General features: G+C 49.0%; 17 protein-coding genes. 10 read left to right on the top strand and 7 right to left on the bottom strand.

What is annotated here, in order from left to right; genetic code table 11:
• The first annotated feature begins 3 nt into the window (after nt 1-3).
• The gene (proB, locus tag IDAT_RS07010) at nt 4-1,116 is read left to right on the top strand and encodes a glutamate 5-kinase (RefSeq protein ID WP_034732231.1); all 1,113 of its coding nucleotides are present in this window, start codon (nt 4-6) and stop codon (nt 1,114-1,116) included.
• The gene (locus tag IDAT_RS07015) at nt 1,113-2,366 is read left to right on the top strand and encodes a glutamate-5-semialdehyde dehydrogenase (protein WP_034732233.1); all 1,254 of its coding nucleotides are present in this window, start codon (nt 1,113-1,115) and stop codon (nt 2,364-2,366) included. Before proB ends, IDAT_RS07015 begins: the two co-directional genes overlap by 4 nt.
• Here IDAT_RS07015 and waaA read toward each other — a convergent pair.
• On the bottom strand, nt 2,363-4,384 hold the full coding sequence (gene waaA / locus IDAT_RS07020; protein WP_034732235.1) for a lipid IV(A) 3-deoxy-D-manno-octulosonic acid transferase: 2,022 nt from the start codon (nt 4,382-4,384) through the stop codon (nt 2,363-2,365). The genes IDAT_RS07015 and waaA overlap by 4 nt on opposite strands.
• Before the next feature lie 9 nt (nt 4,385-4,393).
• The gene (locus IDAT_RS07025) at nt 4,394-5,134 is read right to left on the bottom strand and encodes a glycosyltransferase family protein (protein ID WP_051986636.1); all 741 of its coding nucleotides are present in this window, start codon (nt 5,132-5,134) and stop codon (nt 4,394-4,396) included.
• A 147-nt stretch (nt 5,135-5,281) separates the two neighbouring features.
• On the opposite strand from IDAT_RS07025, the gene IDAT_RS07030 reads away from it, so the two are divergent.
• Nucleotides 5,282-6,874, top strand: a complete 1,593-nt coding sequence (locus IDAT_RS07030) for a cryptochrome/photolyase family protein (RefSeq protein WP_051986637.1) — start codon at nt 5,282-5,284, stop codon at nt 6,872-6,874.
• Between the two features lie 18 nt (nt 6,875-6,892).
• Here the strand turns inward: IDAT_RS07030 and IDAT_RS07035 are convergent, their stop codons facing one another.
• Entirely contained in the window at nt 6,893-8,638 is a 1,746-nt protein-coding gene (locus IDAT_RS07035; protein WP_034732236.1) for a DEAD/DEAH box helicase, read from the bottom strand.
• A gap of 297 nt (nt 8,639-8,935) precedes the next feature.
• Between IDAT_RS07035 and IDAT_RS07040 the strand changes: the two genes are divergently transcribed.
• The 3 genes from IDAT_RS07040 to trxA are packed head-to-tail and all read left to right on the top strand — an operon-like array spanning nt 8,936 to nt 12,654.
• Nucleotides 8,936-10,393, top strand: a complete 1,458-nt coding sequence (locus IDAT_RS07040; protein ID WP_244441609.1) for an NAD-dependent succinate-semialdehyde dehydrogenase — start codon at nt 8,936-8,938, stop codon at nt 10,391-10,393.
• Nucleotides 10,390-11,751 carry an aldehyde dehydrogenase family protein gene (locus IDAT_RS07045; protein ID WP_034732240.1) on the top strand — a complete coding sequence of 454 codons (1,362 nt, stop codon included), beginning with the start codon at nt 10,390-10,392 and terminating at the stop codon, nt 11,749-11,751. Before IDAT_RS07040 ends, IDAT_RS07045 begins: the two co-directional genes overlap by 4 nt.
• A gap of 54 nt (nt 11,752-11,805) precedes the next feature.
• Nucleotides 11,806-12,654 (top strand): thioredoxin, encoded by an 849-nt coding sequence (trxA, locus tag IDAT_RS07050; RefSeq protein ID WP_034732242.1) that lies wholly within the window; start codon nt 11,806-11,808, stop codon nt 12,652-12,654.
• On the opposite strand, the gene alkB is transcribed toward trxA, so the two are convergent.
• Nucleotides 12,651-13,367, bottom strand: a complete 717-nt coding sequence (gene alkB / locus IDAT_RS07055) for a DNA oxidative demethylase AlkB (protein ID WP_244441610.1) — start codon at nt 13,365-13,367, stop codon at nt 12,651-12,653. The genes trxA and alkB overlap by 4 nt on opposite strands.
• 59 nt (nt 13,368-13,426) lie before the next feature.
• Here alkB and IDAT_RS07060 point away from each other — a divergent pair, with 59 nt between their 5' ends.
• The 4 genes from IDAT_RS07060 (at nt 13,427) to nspC (ending at nt 19,195) form a co-directional block, all read left to right on the top strand.
• On the top strand, nt 13,427-14,845 hold the full coding sequence (locus IDAT_RS07060; protein ID WP_034732244.1) for a sodium-dependent transporter: 1,419 nt from the start codon (nt 13,427-13,429) through the stop codon (nt 14,843-14,845).
• Between the two features lie 3 nt (nt 14,846-14,848).
• Nucleotides 14,849-16,777, top strand: coding sequence for a tRNA(Met) cytidine acetyltransferase TmcA domain-containing protein (locus IDAT_RS13000; protein ID WP_051986638.1), 1,929 nt, complete (start codon nt 14,849-14,851; stop codon nt 16,775-16,777).
• Between the two features lie 77 nt (nt 16,778-16,854).
• Entirely contained in the window at nt 16,855-18,054 is a 1,200-nt protein-coding gene (locus IDAT_RS07070) for a saccharopine dehydrogenase family protein (RefSeq protein ID WP_034732246.1), read from the top strand.
• Between the two features lie 4 nt (nt 18,055-18,058).
• On the top strand, nt 18,059-19,195 hold the full coding sequence (nspC, locus tag IDAT_RS07075) for a carboxynorspermidine decarboxylase (RefSeq protein ID WP_034732247.1): 1,137 nt from the start codon (nt 18,059-18,061) through the stop codon (nt 19,193-19,195).
• 44 nt (nt 19,196-19,239) lie between these two features.
• On the opposite strand, the gene IDAT_RS07080 is transcribed toward nspC, so the two are convergent.
• The 3 genes from IDAT_RS07080 to murB are packed head-to-tail and all read right to left on the bottom strand — an operon-like array spanning nt 19,240 to nt 21,933.
• A complete protein-coding gene (locus tag IDAT_RS07080) occupies nt 19,240-19,980 on the bottom strand; it encodes a type III pantothenate kinase (RefSeq protein WP_034732248.1) in 741 nt (246 codons plus the stop codon).
• A complete protein-coding gene (birA, locus tag IDAT_RS07085) occupies nt 19,973-20,935 on the bottom strand; it encodes a bifunctional biotin--[acetyl-CoA-carboxylase] ligase/biotin operon repressor BirA (protein WP_034732249.1) in 963 nt (320 codons plus the stop codon). Before birA ends, IDAT_RS07080 begins: the two co-directional genes overlap by 8 nt.
• Entirely contained in the window at nt 20,935-21,933 is a 999-nt protein-coding gene (murB, locus tag IDAT_RS07090; RefSeq protein WP_034732250.1) for a UDP-N-acetylmuramate dehydrogenase, read from the bottom strand. Before murB ends, birA begins: the two co-directional genes overlap by 1 nt.
• Nucleotides 21,934-22,010: the final 77 nt, after the last annotated feature.

Consider the following 22,010-nt stretch of genomic DNA (forward strand, 5'->3'; position numbering starts at 1 on the left):
ACTATGAAAATGCCTTCCTGGCAGCGGGCTGTTGTAAAAGTAGGCAGTGCGTTGATTGCGCCAGACGACACAGGAACGAGCACTAAATATTTACTTGCGATAGCTCGATTTATTATCGAGTGCCACGAGCGCGGCCAAGAGGTTGTGCTGGTATCATCAGGCAGTGCTGCTGCCGGCCGCAAGCATATCAGTTACGACAGCGACAAGATTCCAGTCACCGTGAAAAAAGCTATGGCGGCCGTCGGTCAAAACGACATGATGGCAAACTGGTCACGCTTTTTTGACTTTCCATGTGCGCAAGTATTGATGACACATGGTGACTTGCGCGATCGTGCGCGTTACGTCAGTATTCGTAACACACTTCACACATTGTTAGAACACAGTGTATTGCCAATCGTGAACGAGAATGACGCCTTGGCAACCGATGAAATGAAAGTCGGCGATAACGACAACCTTGCCGCGATGGTGGCAACACTGGTTGATGCCGATGCGCTCTTCATTTGCTCGGACATTGATGGTCTTTTTGATGCCGACCCCCGGGTCAAACCAGATGCGAAAAAGATACCCGAGGTTGATACGATTACCGAAGAGATCTTTGCGCTGGCTGGAGGCACCACCAACAAAATCGCGACGGGCGGTATGCGTACCAAAATTGAGGCAGCGGAGAAAGCTACCTCGCATGGTATCGACACCTATATTGTGAACGGTCGCAAGGGTGAAACCTTCGAATTGCTATTACAAGGTGAGAACCCCGGAACCCTATTTAAGCGGCAGCAAGACCCAATGAGCAACAAGAAGCATTGGTTGCGTCACACCTTGATTTCACAAGGTGAGATTGTGGTGAGCGAAGCTACTGCGCAAGCCTTAATTAAAGGCGCGCCGCTAACAACCACAGGTATTGTTGATGTTCAAGGTGACTTTAATCGCGGTGATGCGGTGGTTATTCGCCACGGCGAAAGTGCCGAAGCTATTGCCAAAGGGATTTGTCAGTACAGCTCGCATGAGCTGTTACATATCAAAGGACAAGAAGCTAGCAGTATTGCTGAGCAATATGGCTACAGCCCGATTACAGAAGTCATCGAAAGTAACGACTTAATGATATTGGAGGATGAATGAGTAACTCCGTAGCTACTGAAATTGCCAAACGTGCTGCAACTGCGGCACGTGCAGTCGCCAATTTAACGACTGCCGAAAAAAATGCTGTTCTACAAAAGATGGCCAATGCCATCCGTAGCCACCGCGATGAAATCTTAGCGGTGAACGAAAAAGACATGGAGGCTGGCCGTGACAAGCAGCTCTCTGAAGCAATGCTTGATCGCCTACAACTTAACCCTGAACGTATTGAAGGTATGGCAACCGCGATTGAAGAGATCATCGAACTCCAAGATCCGGTCGGCGAAAGAATGCCTTTTAATGAGCGTCCGAATGGCATCAAAGTAGAAAAAATGCGCATCCCGCTCGGTGTGATTTGCATGATTTACGAAGCCCGTCCAAACGTAACCGCCGACGCCGGCGCATTGTGTTTCAAATCGGGCAATGCGGTCATTTTGCGCTGCGGTCGTGAAGCGATTGAGAGTAGTAAAGCTATCGCTGCAGCATTGCATCAGGCATTACGCGAAAGCGATCTTCCAGAAGATGTGATCACTGTAGTACCGACCCCAGATCGTGAACTGCTGATGGACTTAATGCAGCAAGATCAATACGTTGATTTGGTGATTCCCCGCGGCGGTGAAGGCCTCATTCACTTTGTCAGCGACAACAGCAAAATCCCAGTAATTCAACACTATAAAGGTGTTTGTCATTTATACGTGGATAAAGCTGCAGATCAAGACAAAGCGCTGGCCATTTTGCTGAATGGTAAAACCCAACGCACGGGTGTTTGTAACGCACTAGAAGGCTTACTTGTACATCAAGCTATTGCCGCTGAATTCATGCCTAAAGTCGCGCAAGCGCTGGCTGAAAAGCATGTGAAAATTCATAGTGATAAAGCGTCTGCTGATTATTTCGATAAACCAGATGTAATCGCCGTTGATGCCTTTGGTGAAGAATACTTGGCGCTCGAAATTGCGGTACGCACAGTGCCTAATTTCGCCGGTGCGATTGACCACATCCATCAGTTTGGTAGTGGCCACACTGAAGTCATCGTGACCGAAGATGAAGCGCGCGCACAACGCTTTATTCGTGAAGTCGATTCGGCAGTCACCATGTGGAACGCATCGTCGCGCTTCAGTGACGGTGGACAGTTAGGTTTAGGTGCCGAAATTGGTATTTCAACCAGTAAGCTGCATGCTTATGGCCCAATGGGTCTGCAAGCACTTACAACGGAAAAATTTGTAGTGACAGGTACAGGTCAAACGCGCGACTAAGCGCGTTGACCGTAACCGGCTAATAGTAGAGGCCAATCTCGTGCTTCCGACCAATGGAAGTCGTGCTTGGCCTCTTTTGCTTTTTGCTGCTCCTTGCGAAGGCTACGCAACAGTCGTGCTAAATTAGCTTGTTGCCACTCCCCCGCTTCACGAAAGCCGCACTTATCAAAATCAACAATCCACGCTTTCGCGTCCGCATCTAACATCAGATTGTGACAATTCAAGTCGGAGTGATAGACCCCAGCATCATGCAATTGTCGGATAACAGCACCGATTTTGTGCCATTGATCGGCGTCGAGCTGTTGCTCGCCAAGCAGCTTAAATACATCTTTTGCATTAGGAATGACTTCCACCAAGATATCGGCACGATAGCCCCACAGTGGCGCTTGCTGATAACGCGCAGCAAGTGGATTAGGCACGGGTAACTCAAGCTCTCGTAAGCGCAATAACAAGCTAAATTCAGCCATTGCACGCGAGTCGCCAAGTGCCTCGCGTTGAAAACGATCTTTGTTGACCTTGCCGACGAGTCCGCCACGGTAGTAATGTCGTAACAGCATTCCCTGCTCGCCGTGTTCGATAAACCAAGCGGTACTGCGTCCCGTTGCTGAGCCACGCACCAACTGCTGTTGCTGCCAATAATCAGGGTCGAAATACGCCATTTCAAACGACGCAAAATAGTCGTTGCGATACCAAGCAACAGCTCCGCTGGCATCGGTTATTTCATCTACGTGTCGCATCGTCGTCGCTCCATCTGGGGTTGGCGTCACAATCTTTTGCACATCGCTTAACATAGCTTGGGTTGCACCTTGATCACGAGCGAATTCATCGGTCGCTCGTTGTTGCATGGCCAAACCTTGCTCAGGTTCCTGCAAAAGTTCTAACCACACAGTTGTCAATTGCTCATCATTCTCTACCCACCGTACCGCCCGTGCATTATCTAAACGCTGGTAAATTTCGTTAAAGTTAAAGATATGCCGACCACTGACAACTGGTGTGTGTGTGGCCACTGGCTCTAATGGATTATGACCACCGCGCTGGATCAAACTGCCACCGACAAAAGCTACATCAGCAACCGCATACCATTGCATTAGTTCACCCATGGTGTCACCAAGCCAAATCTGCTGTTGCTTCGTTGGTTGTTCGCCCCGACTCCGATAGGCGACGGCAAAACCGCGGCGCTCTGCCAACTGTCCTACCGCTTGAAACCGTTCTGGGTGGCGAGGGACTAAAATCAACAAAACCTGAGGTAGTTGCTCCAAAAGGTGAGCAAAAGCATTTAACAGTTGTTCGTCTTCGCCTTTGTGCGTGCTCGCCGCCACCAATACCGGGCGACCAAGTTCCTGGCGCAGTTGGGCTGCCCGATTTATTAGTTCAGTTGATACCTGACTGTCGAATTTCAAATTACCGCGAATTTGTGAGCTTGCCGCAGCAACCCCCAATTTTAAAAAACGTCGATAGCTCGCCTCGTCTTGTGCAGCGACCCAAGTCAACTGTTGCCATATGGGGCCGAGAAGCCAAGCATAACGTTGATAAGTCTTTAGGGATTGCTCCGACAAGCGCGCATTTAGCAGCATCACAGGAGCAGCACGGCGTTTAGCTTCACGCAATAAGCATGGCCAAACCTCGGTTTCTAGGATCACTACCGCACGCGGATTTAACTTGTCAAAAAATCGCCGCATGGCGCCCGGGGTATCAATTGGCAAGTACAGATGATGAACACGCTCACCAAATAAACTTTGCGCCAAATCGGCTGCAGTCGGTGTCATTGATGATAGCGTGATCGGCAGCCTAGGATAGCTGGTTAAAAGCTGTTCGATGAGTTGCTTGGCTGCTACCGTTTCACCTACCGAAACGCAGTGGATAAGCAATCCTTGTCGCGCTTGTACGGGTATGACTTGCAGCGCCAGCCGTTCCGACCAGCGCTGACGGTAAGCAGGAGCTTTACGACCGCGTAACCAAAAGTAGCAAAATGCCAGTGGCGTTAGCAGCCGTATAAGCAGACGATACCAAAGCGTCATGGCAGTGCCTTAACGCCAGTATTCTTTGATCCATTCTGTCGGTAGGACCTTGCGGTACCATTTACCACTGCGTCCAGCGATAGCATCATCTGGGTGCGGGCGACCGTGGAAGATAATAACCTTGGCACCTTCAGGAATCCGCGGCTGCTGGAAAAAACTCAGCGGGAAAGGTCGCAAACAATGCCGTTTAAAACTGCGGCACCATTCAGCCGGCCAATACTTAAGTTTGCCTTGGCGAGCGACAAACTGGGTGATGAACTCTTGCTCGTTACGCACATCTTTACGCGAGCCAACTGGATCCTTTTTTAAGTGCTCAAGTGCGTCAACATGGGCACCAATGTTGAAGCGGAACACGGAAGTGTTACCCGTCGCATCAGACTTATCCCATTCTTTGATCACCAAGAATTCGCCTTCAGGTTCAAAGAATTCGTCAAGGCTACCGACAATTACAATGTCTAGATCCAGAAACAACGTCGGTCCTTGCAAGTCGTATAAAGGTTCCGCAAAGCAGGTCAACTTGAGCCACCCATGTCCGAAGGTCCAAGGTTTACGTTCATCGAAGTCAGCGAAACCAATGGCTGGAATAGGTTTCACCTCGACTTCTTCACGAATACCTTCGTTATCATCGGTCAAACACACGAAGCGAAAAGGTCGTGACAAATGACGGCTCACCATCGAATACAAGGTATTGACGTAATCCGCGCCATATTTTTGGCCCCATTTGATACATAACACGTTAACTGGCTGCATAATTTTCCTGCCTGTGACAATCCTTTTGGAATACTGCGCATGATGCCAAAATCTTGCAGTTATGGCTATGTTTTGGCGCTGAATTGACGATCTTTTCACGTCATGTAATCGTACTCTTGCTACAAACCAGTTTAGTAAATAACCATCATGACGCAATTACATGGCGCTTGCCTAAAACAACTGAGCCAACTCAAGCAACGCTCTTTTCGGCGTATCGCATTGTTGCTTGGCGATCAACTCAATGCGCAGCACTCTTGGTTCCAAGAACAGCATCCCGACACGCTGTTTGTGATGTTCGAAATGCGCCAAGAAACCGACTATTGTCAGCATCATATCCAAAAGGTGGTGGGTTTCTTCGTTGCCATGCGGCATTTTGCCAACGCTCTGGCTAATGCTGGCCGCTCGGTACTCTATTTAACCTTGGATGAAGCAGATAACCAGCAGAGTCTAACTGCTAATCTCGATGCGGTAATCGATGCCTGTGCAGCGACCGAAGTTTGGCTACAGCAACCTGATGAATACCGACTAGATCGGCAGTTGTTGGAATGGGTAGAGCAGCATAAAAAGGTGCATTGTAGCTGGTTCGATAGCGAGCATTTCTTGACCGAACGTGACGTACTCAAACAATGGTTTGGAACCTCACGCAACTACCTAATGGAAAGTTTTTATCGTCGTGTGCGCAAGCAAACTGGCTATCTAATGGAAAACGATAAGCCTGCCGGCGGTAAGTGGAACTACGACAAAGACAATCGCAAAAAGCTTTCCAGCCGCCAATCGCTGCCGCAACCCTTACTGTTCGGTCACGATGTAACGGCTATCGTAAAAATGCTGACGCAAGCACAAGTGAAAACCATAGGTAACATTACAGCAGAGCAATTTATTTGGCCGGTGACACGCCGCGAGAGCAAACAGTTGCTCGACTTCTTCGTGACCGAACTCCTGCCCTCATTTGGTGATTATCAGGATGCCATGCTAGTTGACCAATGGTCGTTGTATCATTCGCGCATCAGCTTTGCGCTCAATACCAAAATGATCAGTCCACGCTACGTTGTCGAGACGGCGATTGCAGCATGGCAACGCGATCCAGAACGCATCAGCCTGAATCAAATTGAAGGCTTTATTCGACAAATTATTGGTTGGCGAGAGTTTGTTCGCGCTATTTATTGGCAGTTTATGCCGGACTACGAGCGACTGAATCACTTCGAGTATCAACAAGCATTACCAAAATTCTATTGGGATGCTGATACCAAACTGAATTGTCTACACCATTCGATTCAACAATCGTTAGATTTTGCCTATGCGCATCATATTCAGCGACTGATGATTACCGGCAACTTTGCGCTCCTGACGGCGTCCGACCCCAATGCGGTTGATGCATGGTATTTAGGAATTTATATCGATGCACTGCAATGGGTAGAGCTCCCCAACACGCGCGGCATGAGTCAATTTGCCGACGGCGGCATCTTGGCGACCAAACCTTATGTTTCCAGCGGTAGCTACATCCAAAAGATGTCAAATTACTGCGACACTTGTCACTACGATGTCAAAGCGAAAACTGGCGAGAATGCTTGCCCGTTTAATCTGTTGTATTGGCACTTTATCGATCGTCATCACGATAAACTGGTCAAGAATGGGCGGATGGGACTTATTTTAAAGCAGTGGGAAAAGCGTGATGCCAACGAAAAACGGCAAATTATCCAAGAGGCACAAGCCTTTCTAGATAATTTGCCGCGATCTTAGTTCGCTGCGCAGTTTAGTTTACTGGAAACGACGTGGGCGGCGATCTGTTTTCGGTTTACGCGGAGGACGTGCGGCAATGCGCACATCGGCTAGCGTCAAATCCATTTTCTGTTGACGTACACGCGCTTTTTGCAACAAGCGTAGAACACCTGTTGGCATACCTTTTGGCAATTCAACCAAGCTGTGGTTATCAAATAGTTGGATTTGGCCGATATAGCGGCTATCGATATCACCCTCGTTGGCAATCGCACCGACTATATCTTGTGGACGCGCACCGTGCTCACGACCTACTTGGATACGGTATGTATCGAATTCAACGTTGGCATCACGACGGTCACGACCACCGGCACGCGGCTTGTCGCTGCGCTTACGGTCACCACGATCAGCACGATCTGGACGTTCAGCAAATTTCTTCGGTGCTGGGTCAGCAGGTACAATCAGCGGACGCGCCGCTTGTTGTTGTGCTAACAACGCGACCGCAATGTCTGTCGCCGACAACCCAGTGTCTTGCTGCATTTTCTCAACGATAGCGCTGAGTTCTGCGTTCTCGCCCTTCGCTATTTGCGCGACAATTTTGTCTTGCAGTGCTTGTTGGCGATGCGCGCTTAATTCAGCCGCAGTTGGAATTTCAAAAAATTCGATGCCGCTATTCGTTAAACGCTCATAGTGGCGCAACAAATGTTTTTCTTTCGCACGATAGAACAAAATGGCTTCGCCGCTGCGACCTGCACGACCCGTACGGCCGATACGGTGCACATAAGCCTCTGTATCACCCGGCAAGTCATAGTTAATAACGTGGGTAATTTCAGGAACATCAAGACCACGCGCAACAACATCTGTGGCAACCAGAATTTCGATATGCCCACTACGCAGTTGACTTACGGTTTGCTCACGTTGGGTCTGATTCAAATCGCCGCTTAACGGCGATGCTTTAAAACCAGAACGTTGCAACAATTCAGTGACTTCCATGGTATCGCTACGGGTGCGCACGAAGATCAGCACGCGCTGGTATTCCATGGTTTCTAGAAGACGCGTCAACGCCACCATTTTAGTAACACCACGAACCTGCCATGCACGTTGACGAATGGTCGACTTGGCGGCATTTTTGGGCGCGATTTGGATATTTACTGGCTGTTCACCAGCTTCATTAATCAAGAACTTTTTCGCCAGCTTACGAATCGCTGGTGGCATGGTCGCGGAAAATAGCGCGCGTTGTGCCTGAGCAGGCACCGCAGCCATGATTGCCTCGATGTCATCGATAAAGCCCATGTTGAGCATTTCATCGGCTTCATCAAGTACTGCCATACGCAGGTTTTGCAGTTGTAACACGCCTTTTTTAAGCATGTCGAGCAAGCGTCCTGGTGTACCCACGATGATTTGTGCGCCGGTGCGCAATGCTTTGATTTGTGGGCCAAACGCCGCGCCACCATAAACGGTAGCAACTTCAAGGCCACGCTGTTGCTGACCAAACTCAGTAATAGCTTCGGCTACCTGAATGGCCAATTCACGTGTCGGTGCAACCACGAGCATTTGCGTTTGACGTAAGCTCGCATCTAGCAGGGTCAAACCTGGCAAGCCGAAAGCTGCAGTTTTACCGGTACCCGTCTGAGCTTCGCCCAAGACGTTCTGCGCAGCCAACAGTGCAGGAATCGCTTGCAACTGGATTGGCGTAGGCGTGGTGAAATTCATTTTTTCGAGCTGCTTGAGCACAGCAGCGCTTAGGCCCAAATCGGCAAACGATTGGCCAGTCATAACTTCAGACATATTTTTCTCACATGTTTCTGTAAAGCGTATAAGGGGGAAGTACGCCTGGCTACAGAACACGATGAACACTCTGGCAGGATAATAGGCGCTGAACCCCAGCAAATCAGGGGTTGAGCCGCTCCCATCATTAGCGGTAGTAACCCTGAGGCCGCGAACTATACGCGAATACCCCGAAAACTGCAAGTTAAACTTAGTTTGAAACCCGTGCGTAGAAAGAACATACTCAGTAACAAATACTTGTAAATATTGTGCCTCACTCTTGCAGTTCGCACGCTGCATTTTGAAAAGGGAGAGACTATGACTTCTCACTCGATGCGTTCATTAACCAAAACCAATGCTTTTATTGATGGTCATTGGGTCCCGGTCGACCAACGCTTTAAAGTTACCAACCCAGCAACGGGCGAAGTCATCGCCGAAGTAGCTGATGCGGATGCGGCGCTCGCCGAGCGCGCAATTGAAGCAGCGCAACGCGCATTAGAGGGATGGCAGAAAAAATTACCGAGCGAACGCGCAGCAATTTTGCGGCGTTGGTTCGACGCGATGCAGCAGAACAAACAGGCATTAGGCGAATTAATGTCGGCCGAGCAAGGCAAACCTGTTGCAGAAGCTATTGGTGAAATCGAGTACGGCGCTAGTTTTGTTGAATGGTTCGCAGCAGAAGCGGAACGCAGCTACGGCGATATCCTGCCGTTGCAAGATCAAGGCAAGCGCGTCTGGATCACTAAACAAGGCGTAGGCGTGTGTACGGCTATTACGCCATGGAACTTCCCCAACGCAATGATCACGCGCAAAGTTGCGCCAGCACTCGCGGCCGGATGCACAATGGTAGTTAAACCACCACAGTTAACGCCGCTCTCGGCGCTGGCCTTGGCCCAGCTAGCAAGTGAGGTGGGCATTCCAGATGGAGTTTTAAACTTCGTTCCGAGTACTGATGCAAAAGGTGTCGGTAAAGTACTCACCGAGCACCCTCAGGTGCGCAAGTTCACCTTCACAGGCTCTACCGCGGTTGGCAAAAAGCTAATGCAACAATGCGCCAGCAATGTCAAAAAAGTCAGCTTTGAGCTCGGTGGTAATGCTCCCTTCATCGTGTTTGATGATGCTGATCTCGAGCTCGCCGTTGAGCAACTGATGATATGTAAGTTTCGCAACGCCGGACAAACTTGTATTAGCGCCAACCGCGTTTTAGTACAGGAAAGTGTTGCCGAAGAATTTACCAAAAAGCTACAAGAGAAATTAGCCAAACTAAACGTCGGGCCGGGTCATAAAGAAGATGTTGATTATGGTCCTTTGATTGATAAAGACGCTATTGAAAAAGTTCAATGCTTAGTTGACGAGGCGCTGGAACAAGGAGCTGAGTGTGTAACTGGTGGTAAAGTTCTTGCTGAACTAGGTGAGCTATTTTATGCCCCGACCCTCATCACTGGGGTTAACGCTCAAATGTCGATAGCTCAAGAAGAAATCTTTGGTCCAGTGATAGCCCTGCAAACCTTTGAGAATGAAGAAGAGGGTATTCGCAAGGCAAACGATACGCCATTTGGCTTAGCTGGTTATTTTTGTGCCGAAGACTACCGTCGTATCGAACGCGTCTCGAGTGCGTTGCAATGCGGCATGCTAGGCGTTAATGCCGGTGCAATCTCACACGCTTACAATGCTTTTGGCGGTGTGAAAGAGTCTGGTATTGGCCGCGAGGGCTCTAGATATGGCCTTGCGGAATATCAGGAAACCAAAACGATTACTCTAGGTGGATTTGCATGAACGATATGATGCAGCGTTTACGTCACAGCTATATCAGCGGGCTCACCCGTCCGCTAAGTTGGCGCCAGCAACAGTTGCAACAGCTTACCGCGCTGCTGAATGACCATGAGCAAGCACTTTTGCAGGCATTAGAACAAGATCTTGGCAAAAGTGCCGCCGAAGGTTGGCTCACCGAGATCGGCTTCTTACATAGTGATATTAAGCACACGCTTAAACATTTACGTAAATGGATGCGGCCGCGCAAGGTGTCACAACCGTTAATGGCATGGCCTGGTAAAAGTTTTTTACAACCAGAACCGCTTGGCGTAGTGCTGATCATTGGTGCCTGGAATTACCCATTACAACTATTACTGAGTCCTATGGTGGCGGCACTTGCGGCTGGTAATTGCGTAGTGCTAAAACCATCTGAACTCGCCCCTAATACCGCCGCACTGTTGGCTCGGTTGATTCCTGATTACTTGCCGAGCGAAGCAGTACAAATTGTGACTGGCGGTGCCGAGACGGCGCAACAGCTGTTAGCCGAACGTTTTGATCATATTATGTACACCGGTGGCGGGCGCGTCGGTCGGATTGTCATGAAAGCTGCCGCTGAACACCTGACACCTGTCACCTTGGAATTAGGTGGTAAGAGTCCTGCCGTGGTGCTCGCTGATGCCGACTTAAAGACCACCGCACGACGCATTGCCTGGGGCAAATGGTTGAACGCGGGACAAACCTGCATCGCTCCCGATTATGTTCTAGTACAAGATAGCGCTAAGGATGCCTTGGTCGATGAATTGCGGGCGGCTCTTGAAAGCTTTTTTGGTACCGACGCCAGTGAGGCTGAAGATTACGGTCGTATCGTTAATGAACAGCATTGGCAGCGCTTAGTCGACTATCTTGATGACGGCACCGTCGTTCATGGCGGGGACCATGACCGCGAGCAAAAATTTATCGCACCTACCCTACTCACCGATGTCGCGGTAGACAGTAAAGTCATGGAAGAAGAAATCTTCGGGCCGATTTTGCCGATCATCAGCGTGCCAAACCTAGCGACGGCGGTTGAGTTTATTCGCGAGCGCGATAAGCCTTTGGCGCTTTATGGCTTCAGCGCATCAGCACGTAGCTTGCAGCAGTTAACCGAACAGACACATGCCGGTAATCAATGCAACAACGACACCTTAATGTTTATGCTTAACCCTGAATTGCCCTTTGGTGGTGTCGGCCCAAGTGGTATGGGACGCTACCATGGCAAATTTGGCTTTGACACCTTTAGTCATTTAAAAGCGGTGATGCAACGTCCGTTTTGGCTCGATCCTAACTTCCGTTATCCGCCCTACACTTCGTTTAAACGCAAGTTGTTAAGGTGGTTCAGTTGAATTTAGAGTGACCACCCTTATATCTAGGTAAATACCTGAAACTGAGGAAGCCCCGTGGCACAAGTAGGAATCAATGTAACAGCTGAAAATTTTCAGCAAATTATTCTAGAAGGCTCAAAACAAAAGCTTGTTATCGTCGATTTTTGGGCGGATTGGTGTGAACCTTGTAAGCAATTGATGCCGATTTTAGAAAAGCTCGCGGCCGAATACAGTGACCGAGTAACGCTAGCGAAAATTGATTGCGAGGCACAACAACAATTAGCCGCGCAATTTGGAATTCGTAGTCTACCGACAGTAGCATTTTTTAAAGATGGACAGCCAGTTGATGGCTTCGCTGGGGTAGAGCCTGAAGCTAGTATTCGTGCCCGTATCGAACAACATGTGCCGGGCCCTGGCGCTGATGTACTGCAACAAGCGCAACAACTGTTACAGAACGAACAATTTCAAGACGCTTATGCATTAGCCAAACAAGCTCTTGACTTGCAACCTAATGATACTGAGGCGAAGTTAACTTTAGCGGATGCCGCTTGCAGTGTTGGCAGACTTGAACAAACTGAAACCTTGTTGGCAGAAATCGGTTTGGCCGACCAAGATAGCTATTACCAACATGTGGTGAGTAAGCTGCAAATCGCCAAACAAGCCGCCGACAGCCCTGAACTGCAAGCATTACAGGAACAACTGGCAGCTGATCCAGATAATCTTGAATTACAACTCGAGTTAGCTGGCAAACTCTATCAAGTGCAACGCATGGAAGAAGCGCTGGAAATAGTATTCACTATTCTGCGCCGCGACTTCAGTGTGGCCGAGGCGAAAAAACAAGCTTTAGACATGCTTAATGGCCTACCAAAGGGCGACCCTTTGGCGTCAAAATATCGTCGCCAACTCTACAGTATGATGTATTAATCGCCCGCTTTACGAAAAGTTAAATTCACCCGCTGTCTGCCGAGGCGCGGGTGATGACCATCTGCTAACGGCATCACTCCGTGGTAACGCAAGCGATCTGCACCCCCCCAAACCACCACGTCGCCGTGCTGTAGTATGATGCGCTGCGGTGAGCTCTTACGCTCGAGCCCGCCCCAAAGAAAGGTCGCTGGCAAACCCAGTGAAACTGAAACGATGGGAGCACTAAAATCGCGCTCATCTTGATCACGATGTAATCCCATCTTAGTGCCGGGAAGATAGCGGTTTATTAAGCAACTATCGGCGCTAAATCCGGCAAAACCAGCAGCTACCGCAGCCTGTTGCGCTAGCTTAGCAAACACTACAGGCATCGCTGGCCATGCACGCTGAGTTACTGGGTCAACGTCAACATAGCGATAGCCTTTGCGATCACTGTGCCATCCCCAGCTTCCGCAACAGGTCGTTTGCACTGACATTTGCTGCCCGCCTGGGGTTTGCAACTGACGAAAAGGCGCTTGCTTCACCAACTGTCGTAGCTCAGTGATGACCTCCTCCACGACTGCGTCAGCGAATTGTTTCAACACAAAACTCTGTTTGCCGATCGCCAAAATCGGTGGATTTGTCGAATTATCAAATAGGTCTTCTTGCATTGTTTTGTTACAGCTATCAAGCTTGCCGCGCGCATTGGCATGCGCTAGGATTGAGCGATTAATCAACGGAGCCTAACGTAGGCTTCATCGCGTGTCGAATAATAACTATAAATGAAGGTCTCCTTATGAGCACATCTCGCGAGCACTTCAGCTCGAAAATCGGTTTCATTTTAGCAGCAGCAGGTTCAGCGGTCGGCATTGGTAACCTGGTGGGCTTTCCAGTGGCCGCCACCAAGAACGGCGGTGGCGCATTTTTAATCATTTATGCGCTGTTTGTCGCGTTCATTTGTTTACCTGTCATGCTAGCGGAAATGGGTCTTGGCCGTCGCTCACAGCATAGCCCATACAAAGCCTATGCCGAATTGGGCATGCAAACCAAACGCTGGCGTTTCGCTGGCTGGTTAGCAACGCTAACGCCTTTCATGATCGCAGTCTTTTACATGGTCATCACCGTGTGGATTTTTGGTTACCTGTTCCAGACCTTAGCAGGCAACTTAGATCAAATATCACAACCCGATTACTTTGGTAAATTCGTCAACGATTACTCATTTATTGGCTATCTAGTCGCCGTCACATTGATTATCAATTTCATCTTGGTTGGCGGTGTCCGCAAAGGTATTGAGCGCGCCTCAAAGATCTTGATGCCCACTTTGTTCCTGATGCTGTTGTTGTTGGTCGGCTTCGTACTGACGCTCGACAATGCTATGGAGGGTGTGAAGTTTTATTTAATCCCCGACTTCAGCCAAATTGACGGCAGTGTCATTAACGGCGCGCTAGCGCAGGCGTTTTTCTCGTTGTCACTCGGGATGGGTATTTTAATCACCTATGGCTCTTATTTCCGCCGCAGTGACGACATTGTCACGTCGGGCAAATTAGTCGCTTTGACCGATACCTCGGTCGCCTTTGTTGCTGGTTTGATGACGCTACCAGCCATCTTTGCAATCTACCCAGACACGAATCCGGAGTCACTCAATGACTCGTCAGTGTCGATGATTTTCTCGTTCTTCCCGCAAATTTTCATGCAGTTATCAGAAATCATCGGCTACGGATTCGCAAGTGTTGCTGCTGCAGTGTTCTTTCTGCTTGCTTTTGTCGCGGCGATTACCTCATTGGTATCAATTATTGAAGTCCCGACTTCATCATTGATGGAACGCCGTAATATCTCACGCAGTAAAGCGCTGCTGGTGATGGGTATCGCCATTACGCTTCTGACTTTACTCGCCGCAACATCCTTTGGCCTGTTGCCTTTCGTATCGAATTTTATCAGCTATGCCGGTGTCGATAAGTCACTATTTGACGTCATCGTAGATGTGTTTTACGACACTATCTTGCCATTAAATGGTCTGCTGATCTGTTTGTTCGTCCGCTTCCGGTGGAAGCGCGAAAATCTTACAGCTGAGCTTAGTGAGGGAAATGAAAACTACCAGACGTCGTTCCTACACAAGTATGTGAACTTCGCGATCGGTACCTTCATTCCGGTCATCTTGGCAGTGGTCTTCGTAAACACTGTAGCAGCGAAATTCTTCGGGGTTTCGTTCTTATAAGCTATGCATGCAAACCGTTATCAAACTTGGTTAAAGCAGCTCAAAACAGCACGGCAACGTGCTGTTTTTGTTTTTAGCCCTACCTCTGCTGCGCAACGCGACGCCATTATCGAAGGTGTTGTTGCGCTGCACCCAGCGCTCACGCAACTTGGGACCGAGCTAAGTGCTCCGGCGCTGCATCACTATCGCGACGTGCTCGGCGAAACTCAACAACAAGTTCTGGTCGATATGTCTCGTGGGCTGCATCTAGATGCTCTAGCAGCGGTCGCCGGCACCGTTGAAGGTGGTGGCTGTTTGTGGCTTATCTTGCCACCACAGTGGAGTGCAATGTGTGAACGTCTACACAGTCATGCACAAAAATTTGCGCTAGTGCAATGGCTCAGCTCGTGGCAAGAATGGGAAGCTTTAAAGCAATTACCGCTGCCAGCGGAAAAGTCTGTGACACCACCTGAGTTTCCAAGTCCCACCCAAGCGCAGATTATTAACAACATGACCACTGAGTGCGATGCCACGCATTTACTCATGGCTGATCGCGGGCGTGGTAAAAGCACGACTGTCGGACTTGCCATCAAACAATTGCAAAGCTTGAGTCCGCGCCAGATCATCGTCACCGGACCTCATCCACGCGCAGTTGCAACCCTACTAAATCACGTGGGGAGTGCTGACAAAGTCGAGTTTATGGCTTGGGATCAGTTGCTCAAACGCGACTTTACCTCCGCACCCTTGCTGGTTATCGATGAAGCAGCGGCACTGCCCTTACACATTACGCAACAACTCTGTGCTAAATTTCAAGTATGGGCTATCGCCTCAACTGTCGATGGTTACGAAGGTTGTGGTAAAGGTTTTGCCCAACGGTTCAATCAGTGGCTACGCAAGCGCTTTCAAGTACGTGAGCATACACTTACAGTGCCGCTGCGATGGGCTGAGGGCGATGCATGTGAACAATGGCTTAACGCGGCCTTGCTGCTACGCAGTGCCGCGCCACAAATTGCAACATTACCTTCTACCGCTGAGCATCAATGGCAGTGGTGTCGTGCTCACGAGTTGCATGAACAACAACTACAAGCCGTCATGAGCTTGTTGCTAGAAGCACATTATCAAAGCAGTCCTAATGATCTTCGCCTATTACTTGATGATTCATCTCAGCACCTTTGTTTGCTGTGGCAACAAGAGCAGTTACTCGGCGTCTGTTGGTTGGCTGATGAAGCGCCCGTTGGCAGGCATCTGCAAGCAGCTGTGCTAAAGGGTGAACGCCGCGTAAAAGGTCGTTTGCTGCCACAAGCGCTAGGCTTCTATCGACAACAACCCGCTTGTTTAACCTGGCACTGGCAACGTATCGTGCGGATTGCGATACAACCACAACTACAACGCCATGGACTGGGTTTAAAGCTGCTAAATACTGTCATTGAGCACGCTGCGGCGCAGGGCTTTTGCGCACTTGGCAGCAGTTTTGGAGCGACTCTTGAAGTGCTGGCGTTTTGGCAACAAACACCATTGATTGAAATACGTCGCGGAGCTAAACGCAACATGGCAAGCGGTGAAGTTAGCGCTATTTATGCGCTGGGCTTGAAAGCTGAAAGTCAGTCTTTACTTACTGCCTTAGCCGAGTTGCATCAGGCCGAACTCACGTGGCAAAACGCTGGCCAAGTTAATCTTACGCCACAACTGCTTCAGCAAACGATATTGCCCTTGCTTAAAGGTTTCACGCAATCTCATTTGCCCTTTTCTAATATTCGCTTTGCTTGGTGGTATGTTCTTACCCACGTTTCAGCTTCAGCTTCTACTATTGATCCTAATCGCTTATTACCAACTACTTCTTACGCGCAACTGTTGCAGCTAGCGCAGGTAGCAAGTCGCGCTGAGTTCGAACGTAAACTGCGTCAAGAAGTCAGGAATTGGCTGGAAGAATTTTCCTCTACAGACAACTGTTAGATGCTGTTTGACCGAAAATATGCTATCTTTTTGCCTTTATATCACCCGTCAATCGAAGCAAAAGAAGGGTCGTTTTCATGTCTCGAGTTTTAATTATTGGTGCTGGCGGCGTTGCTGGCGTAGTTGTAAAAAAATGTGCAATGTTGCCTGAGTACTTCTCAGAAATACATTTGGCCAGCCGTACCGTCGCAAAATGCGAGAAGCTGCAAGAAGAAGCCGGTAAAGACCGTGTTGTCGGTGTTTACCAAGTTGATGCTGACCAAGCTAGCGAAGTTGCTGCATTGATTCGCAAGGTACAACCTGATTTGGTGATTAACGTAGCTCTACCCTATCAAGATCTTCCGATCATGGATGCGTGTCTAGAAACCGGTGTGCACTATCTTGATACCGCGAACTATGAACCTAAAGACGAGGCTAAGTTCGAGTATTCGTGGCAGTGGGCCTATCATGAGCGCTTTAAAGAAAAAGGCATTATGGCATTACTTGGTGCTGGTTTCGATCCGGGCGTCACGAACGTGTTTACTGCGTATGCTGCGAAGCACTATTTTGATGAGATTCACTACCTAGATATCGTCGACTGTAACGGTGGTGACCACGGCCAAGCCTTTGCCACCAACTTCAATCCAGAAATCAATATTCGTGAAATCACACAACGCGGTAAATATTGGGAAAATGGCGAGTGGCACGAAACCGATCCAATCAGCGTTCGGGAAGATTTAGATTATCCGAATGTGGGTGTTCGTCCGTCTTACTTGTTGTTCCACGAAGAGTTAGAATCTTTGGTGAAACACTTCCCAACCCTTAAGCGTGCGCGTTTCTGGATGACGTTCGGTGACCAATATCTGACGCACTTACGCGTACTCGAAAATGTCGGCATGACTTCTATCCAGCCAATCGAGTTTCAAGGCCAAAAGATCGTCCCACTCGAGTTTTTGAAGGCGGTACTACCAAACCCAGGTTCTCTAGCCGAAGGTTACACCGGCTTAACCTGTATCGGTACCTATGTTACCGGACTGAAAGATGGCAAAGAGAAGACCATCTTCATTTTCAACAACTGTGATCACGCCGCCTGTAATGCCGAAGTGGGGGCGCAAGCAGTCTCTTACACCACCGGTGTTCCAGCAATGATCGGTGCGTCTATGATGTTGCAAGGGCATTGGATGAAGGCTGGTGTTTGGAACATGGAACAATTCGACCCAGATGAGTTCATGGAGCGCTTGAACAAATATGGATTGCCTTGGCAAGTAGTCGAATGCGACTCACCGTTTAAGCGCTAACATAATGAATAAAGCCTATTTTTCAGAGCAAATCCCATCGCCTTGTTACTTGTGTGACGAGGCGCTGTTGGAGCGCAACTTAAAATTGATGCAACGGGTGCAAGCCGAAAGCGGCGCGCACATTATTCTTGCCTTAAAAGGCTTCTCCATGTGGAGCACCTTCCCATTAATCCGTGAGTATCTTGTCGGTTGTACCGCAAGTTCAGTCTGGGAAGCTCGCCTTGCAGCAGAAGAATTTGGACGTGAAGTACATGCCTACGCACCAGGGTATAAACAGCAAGATATCGATGCACTGTTACCGTTAGTGAACCATATTTCGTTCAATAGCTTGAGTCAGTGGCAGCGCTATCGCCAGCAAGTGACTGATGCGGGCGTATCAATTGGCTTGCGGATTAACCCTGAGCATCAAGAAGCAGAGACTGAACTCTATGATCCGAGCGCGCCAGGCTCGCGCTTAGGCATTCGTGCTCGAGACCTCGAAGGCGTTGATCTTGACGGTGTTGAAGGACTTCATGTTCACAACTTGTGTGAGTGTGATTCTTTTGCCTTAGAACGGACACTGCAAGCGGTTGAATCGAAGTTTGGTGACTTACTCAAACAGATGAAGTGGCTTAACTTAGGTGGTGGTCACTTAATGACCCGTGCTGGCTATGACGTTGATCACTTGATCAAACAACTGAAACGCCTGCGCGAAACCTATGATATCGATGTCATCCTCGAGCCAGGCTCAGCCGTTGCATGGCAAACCGGTCCGCTGATCGCTGAGGTTGTCGATATTGTCGAAAACGATGGTCCCATCGCGATCCTTGATATTTCTGCCACCGCACACATGCCAGACGTGCTCGAAATGCCGTATCGCCCGACAATAACTGGGGCTCGCGAGCCTGGTGTGTTAGCGCACACTTATAAGTTGGGCGGAAATTCGTGTTTGGCCGGCGACGTCATTGGACTCTATAGTTTCGAGCAGCCATTGCAACCGGGTAGCCGCATCGTGTTTGAAGATATGATGCATTACACCATGGTCAAGACGACTTTTTTTAACGGTGTCGAGCATCCAAGCATTGCAATTCTGCGTCGTGACGGCAAGTTCGATTTAATCCGTAAATTCGAGTACAACGATTTTCGTGATCGCTTATCGTAAAAGTATCGCTTAGAAATAAAAAACCTCCCACCTGGGAGGTTTTTTTATGCGTCACGGGCGTACAGCGCAAGCCCTTGTAGCACCAATTCCGAGCGCATTTCACCGCGCCGCTTTAAGTCATTGGAGAGCAATGGCGTTGAACCACCGCTATAGATCAATCGATAATCGAACCAATCCAGTTCAACCTCTGTTACATGTAAAGCTTGCCGTACTAATCCGGCGAAATTATTGACGCAGCCATCGAGCAAGCCATCGGGCGTCGATGTGCCTAGTTGATTAGCGCGACCATAGAGCTGCGTGGCGTCACTAAAGACCTTAGGTGCTCGCTGCAGCACTGATTGCTTCATCAATTCAACCCCGGGAGCAATCCAACCACCCAAATGCTTACCATTTTCGTCGACCCAATCCACGGTGATTGCAGTGCCAGCATCAACAATAACGGTAGGCTTCTGTTGCTCATTATACGCCCCCAGCATCGCCAGCCAACGATCAACACCGAGGTTCTCCGGCGTCGAATAGGCATTCTGCACACCAAAAGCAAACTGCTCTGAATGAACTTCGTGCAGTTTTAGTTCCTCTCCCTGCTCTCGCAACCAAGACTCAATGATGTTACTTCTAACCTCTCCAGCTACGGCAGCGAGCCACACCGCACTTATAGTAGGCTTTAATGACTCATTAGGTAAGTCTTCATAGGTCGTATTAAATAACGGCTCTACATGGCCTTCAGCGTCCATAAGGGCGGTCTTTATACGAGTATTTCCAGCATCAATTAATAATTTATACATTTGCATCTCGTAAGCTAACCTCTCCAGCGTGATATTTTTGCACCACACCCTCGACCTCTACATTTAAACCACCATCGTTTGCAATACTCACGGCAGTACCACGAATCTTTCTGTCACCCATTAATATTGTTACGTCATGACCCATCAACTGATCAAACTGTTGCCACCGTGGTAAGAAAGGCGCGAGCCCTTCGCGTTCAAATACTGCCAATCCCGCACGGAATGCAGCGACTAAATCTTGCACCAATGCATTTCTATCAACGCGTTGCTCTAGTTCAGCACTCAGATCAGTCCATGGCTGTTCTATCGGCGCCTGCATGTGCTTAGGCATCTCAATATTGATGCCGACACCGATGACCGCATGAGCAGATTCGACGGCGTTGCCTTCCAGTTCAATAAGCACTCCAGCAAGCTTGCGTCCACTTGCGAGTACATCGTTAGGCCATTTCACCGCAATATTGGCGACACCATAAGCTCGCAGAACTTCTGCAATGACAGTTCCAATCGCGACACTCAACCCCATAGCCGCTGTCATTCCACGTTCCAGCGGCCAATACAAACTGATATACAAATTACTACCAAAGGGTGAAAACCAATGCTTTCCCCTGCGGCCCCGCCCAGCAGTTTGAGCCTCAGCAACAATGGCATAACCGGCCGGTAATTCGGTTTTATCGCGTAACCGTTCGCGGAGCAGATCATTAGTAGAAGTAACGACCCTTTCACAAACAAGATCTTGAGCAATGTTCGTTTCGATCAATTGCAACGGTGCGTGTAAACGGTAGCCCTTGCCGGTTACCCGAAAAACATCGAGTCCCAGCTTTTGGATGTCTTTGATGTATTCACTAATAGCTGTGCGTGTAACGCCAATTTCTTTACCGATGACTTCGCCGGAATGAAACTTACCGTCAGCTAGCAACTCAATCACTCGAATTATTCGGTCGTTTCTCTTACCCATTAGCTAATCAATTCCTTGTGATTTAATAGACGCACTTCGACTTCGAGTTCAATACCAAACGCATCAGCTACTTGCCTTTTGATTTCGTATGCCAGTGTCAAGATATCTGCACCCGTAGCGTTCGCTTTGTTAATCAACACCAATGCTTGCTTCGTATGCACGGCTGCGCCACCGATACTAAAGCCTTTAAGACCCAGCGTATCAATAAGCCAACCCGCTGCCACTTTGACATTTCCATCCGCAGTCGGATAGCTTGGTGCCTGCGGAAAACGTTCAAGTAAGCTGGCATACTGTTGCTGCGAGATAACCGGATTTTTAAAGAAACTACCAGCGTTCGGAATCTCTTTGGGATCGGGTAGCTTACTTTGACGTATTCGGATCACCGCATCTTTAATTGCAGAAGCAGAACGTGTGCCCGCAAGTTCGGTTAAACCGCCATAATTGAGCGTCGGCTCCCATGCATGAGGTAAGCAAAACGTTACCTCAACAATTACGTAGCGGTTCGCATTGCGTTTGAACAAGCTATCACGATACGCGAATTGACACGCTTGCTGATCGAAGCTCACAAAAGTCCGAGATTGCTTATCCCAAGCACGAACCTTGTGAATGTATTGACCTACTTCTACGCCATAAGCACCAATATTCTGTACCGGCGCTGCACCGACACTTCCTGGTATCAATGCTAAGTTCTCTAAGCCGGGCATATCATGTGCTAGCGTATACTCAACTAACTGATGCCAATTTTCACCGGCCCCAACACTAAGATAGTGCGCATCTACGGCACGTTCTACTTGGATGCCTTTGATAGCAATACGCGCCAAAGTTGGTTCAAAGTCGCTAGTGAAGATCGTATTGCTACCTTCACCCAATACATAGTACGCGTCCTCGATCTCAGCTAATGCAGCAGCATCAGTAATCTCGATGATTTTGCGCGCACTATAGGGAAGCCGGAAGGTGTGGAGCGATTTAAGTGAGGTATTGTTTAGTATCGTTGTCATAGCAGCATTTTAGCTCCCTCAGTAACACAAGAGCAAGAGCAGCTATTCGCTATTCGCTGTTCGAAGAGCTGAAGAGC

The organism is Pseudidiomarina atlantica (genome assembly GCF_000753735.1).
Classification (GTDB): domain Bacteria; phylum Pseudomonadota; class Gammaproteobacteria; order Enterobacterales; family Alteromonadaceae; genus Pseudidiomarina; species Pseudidiomarina atlantica.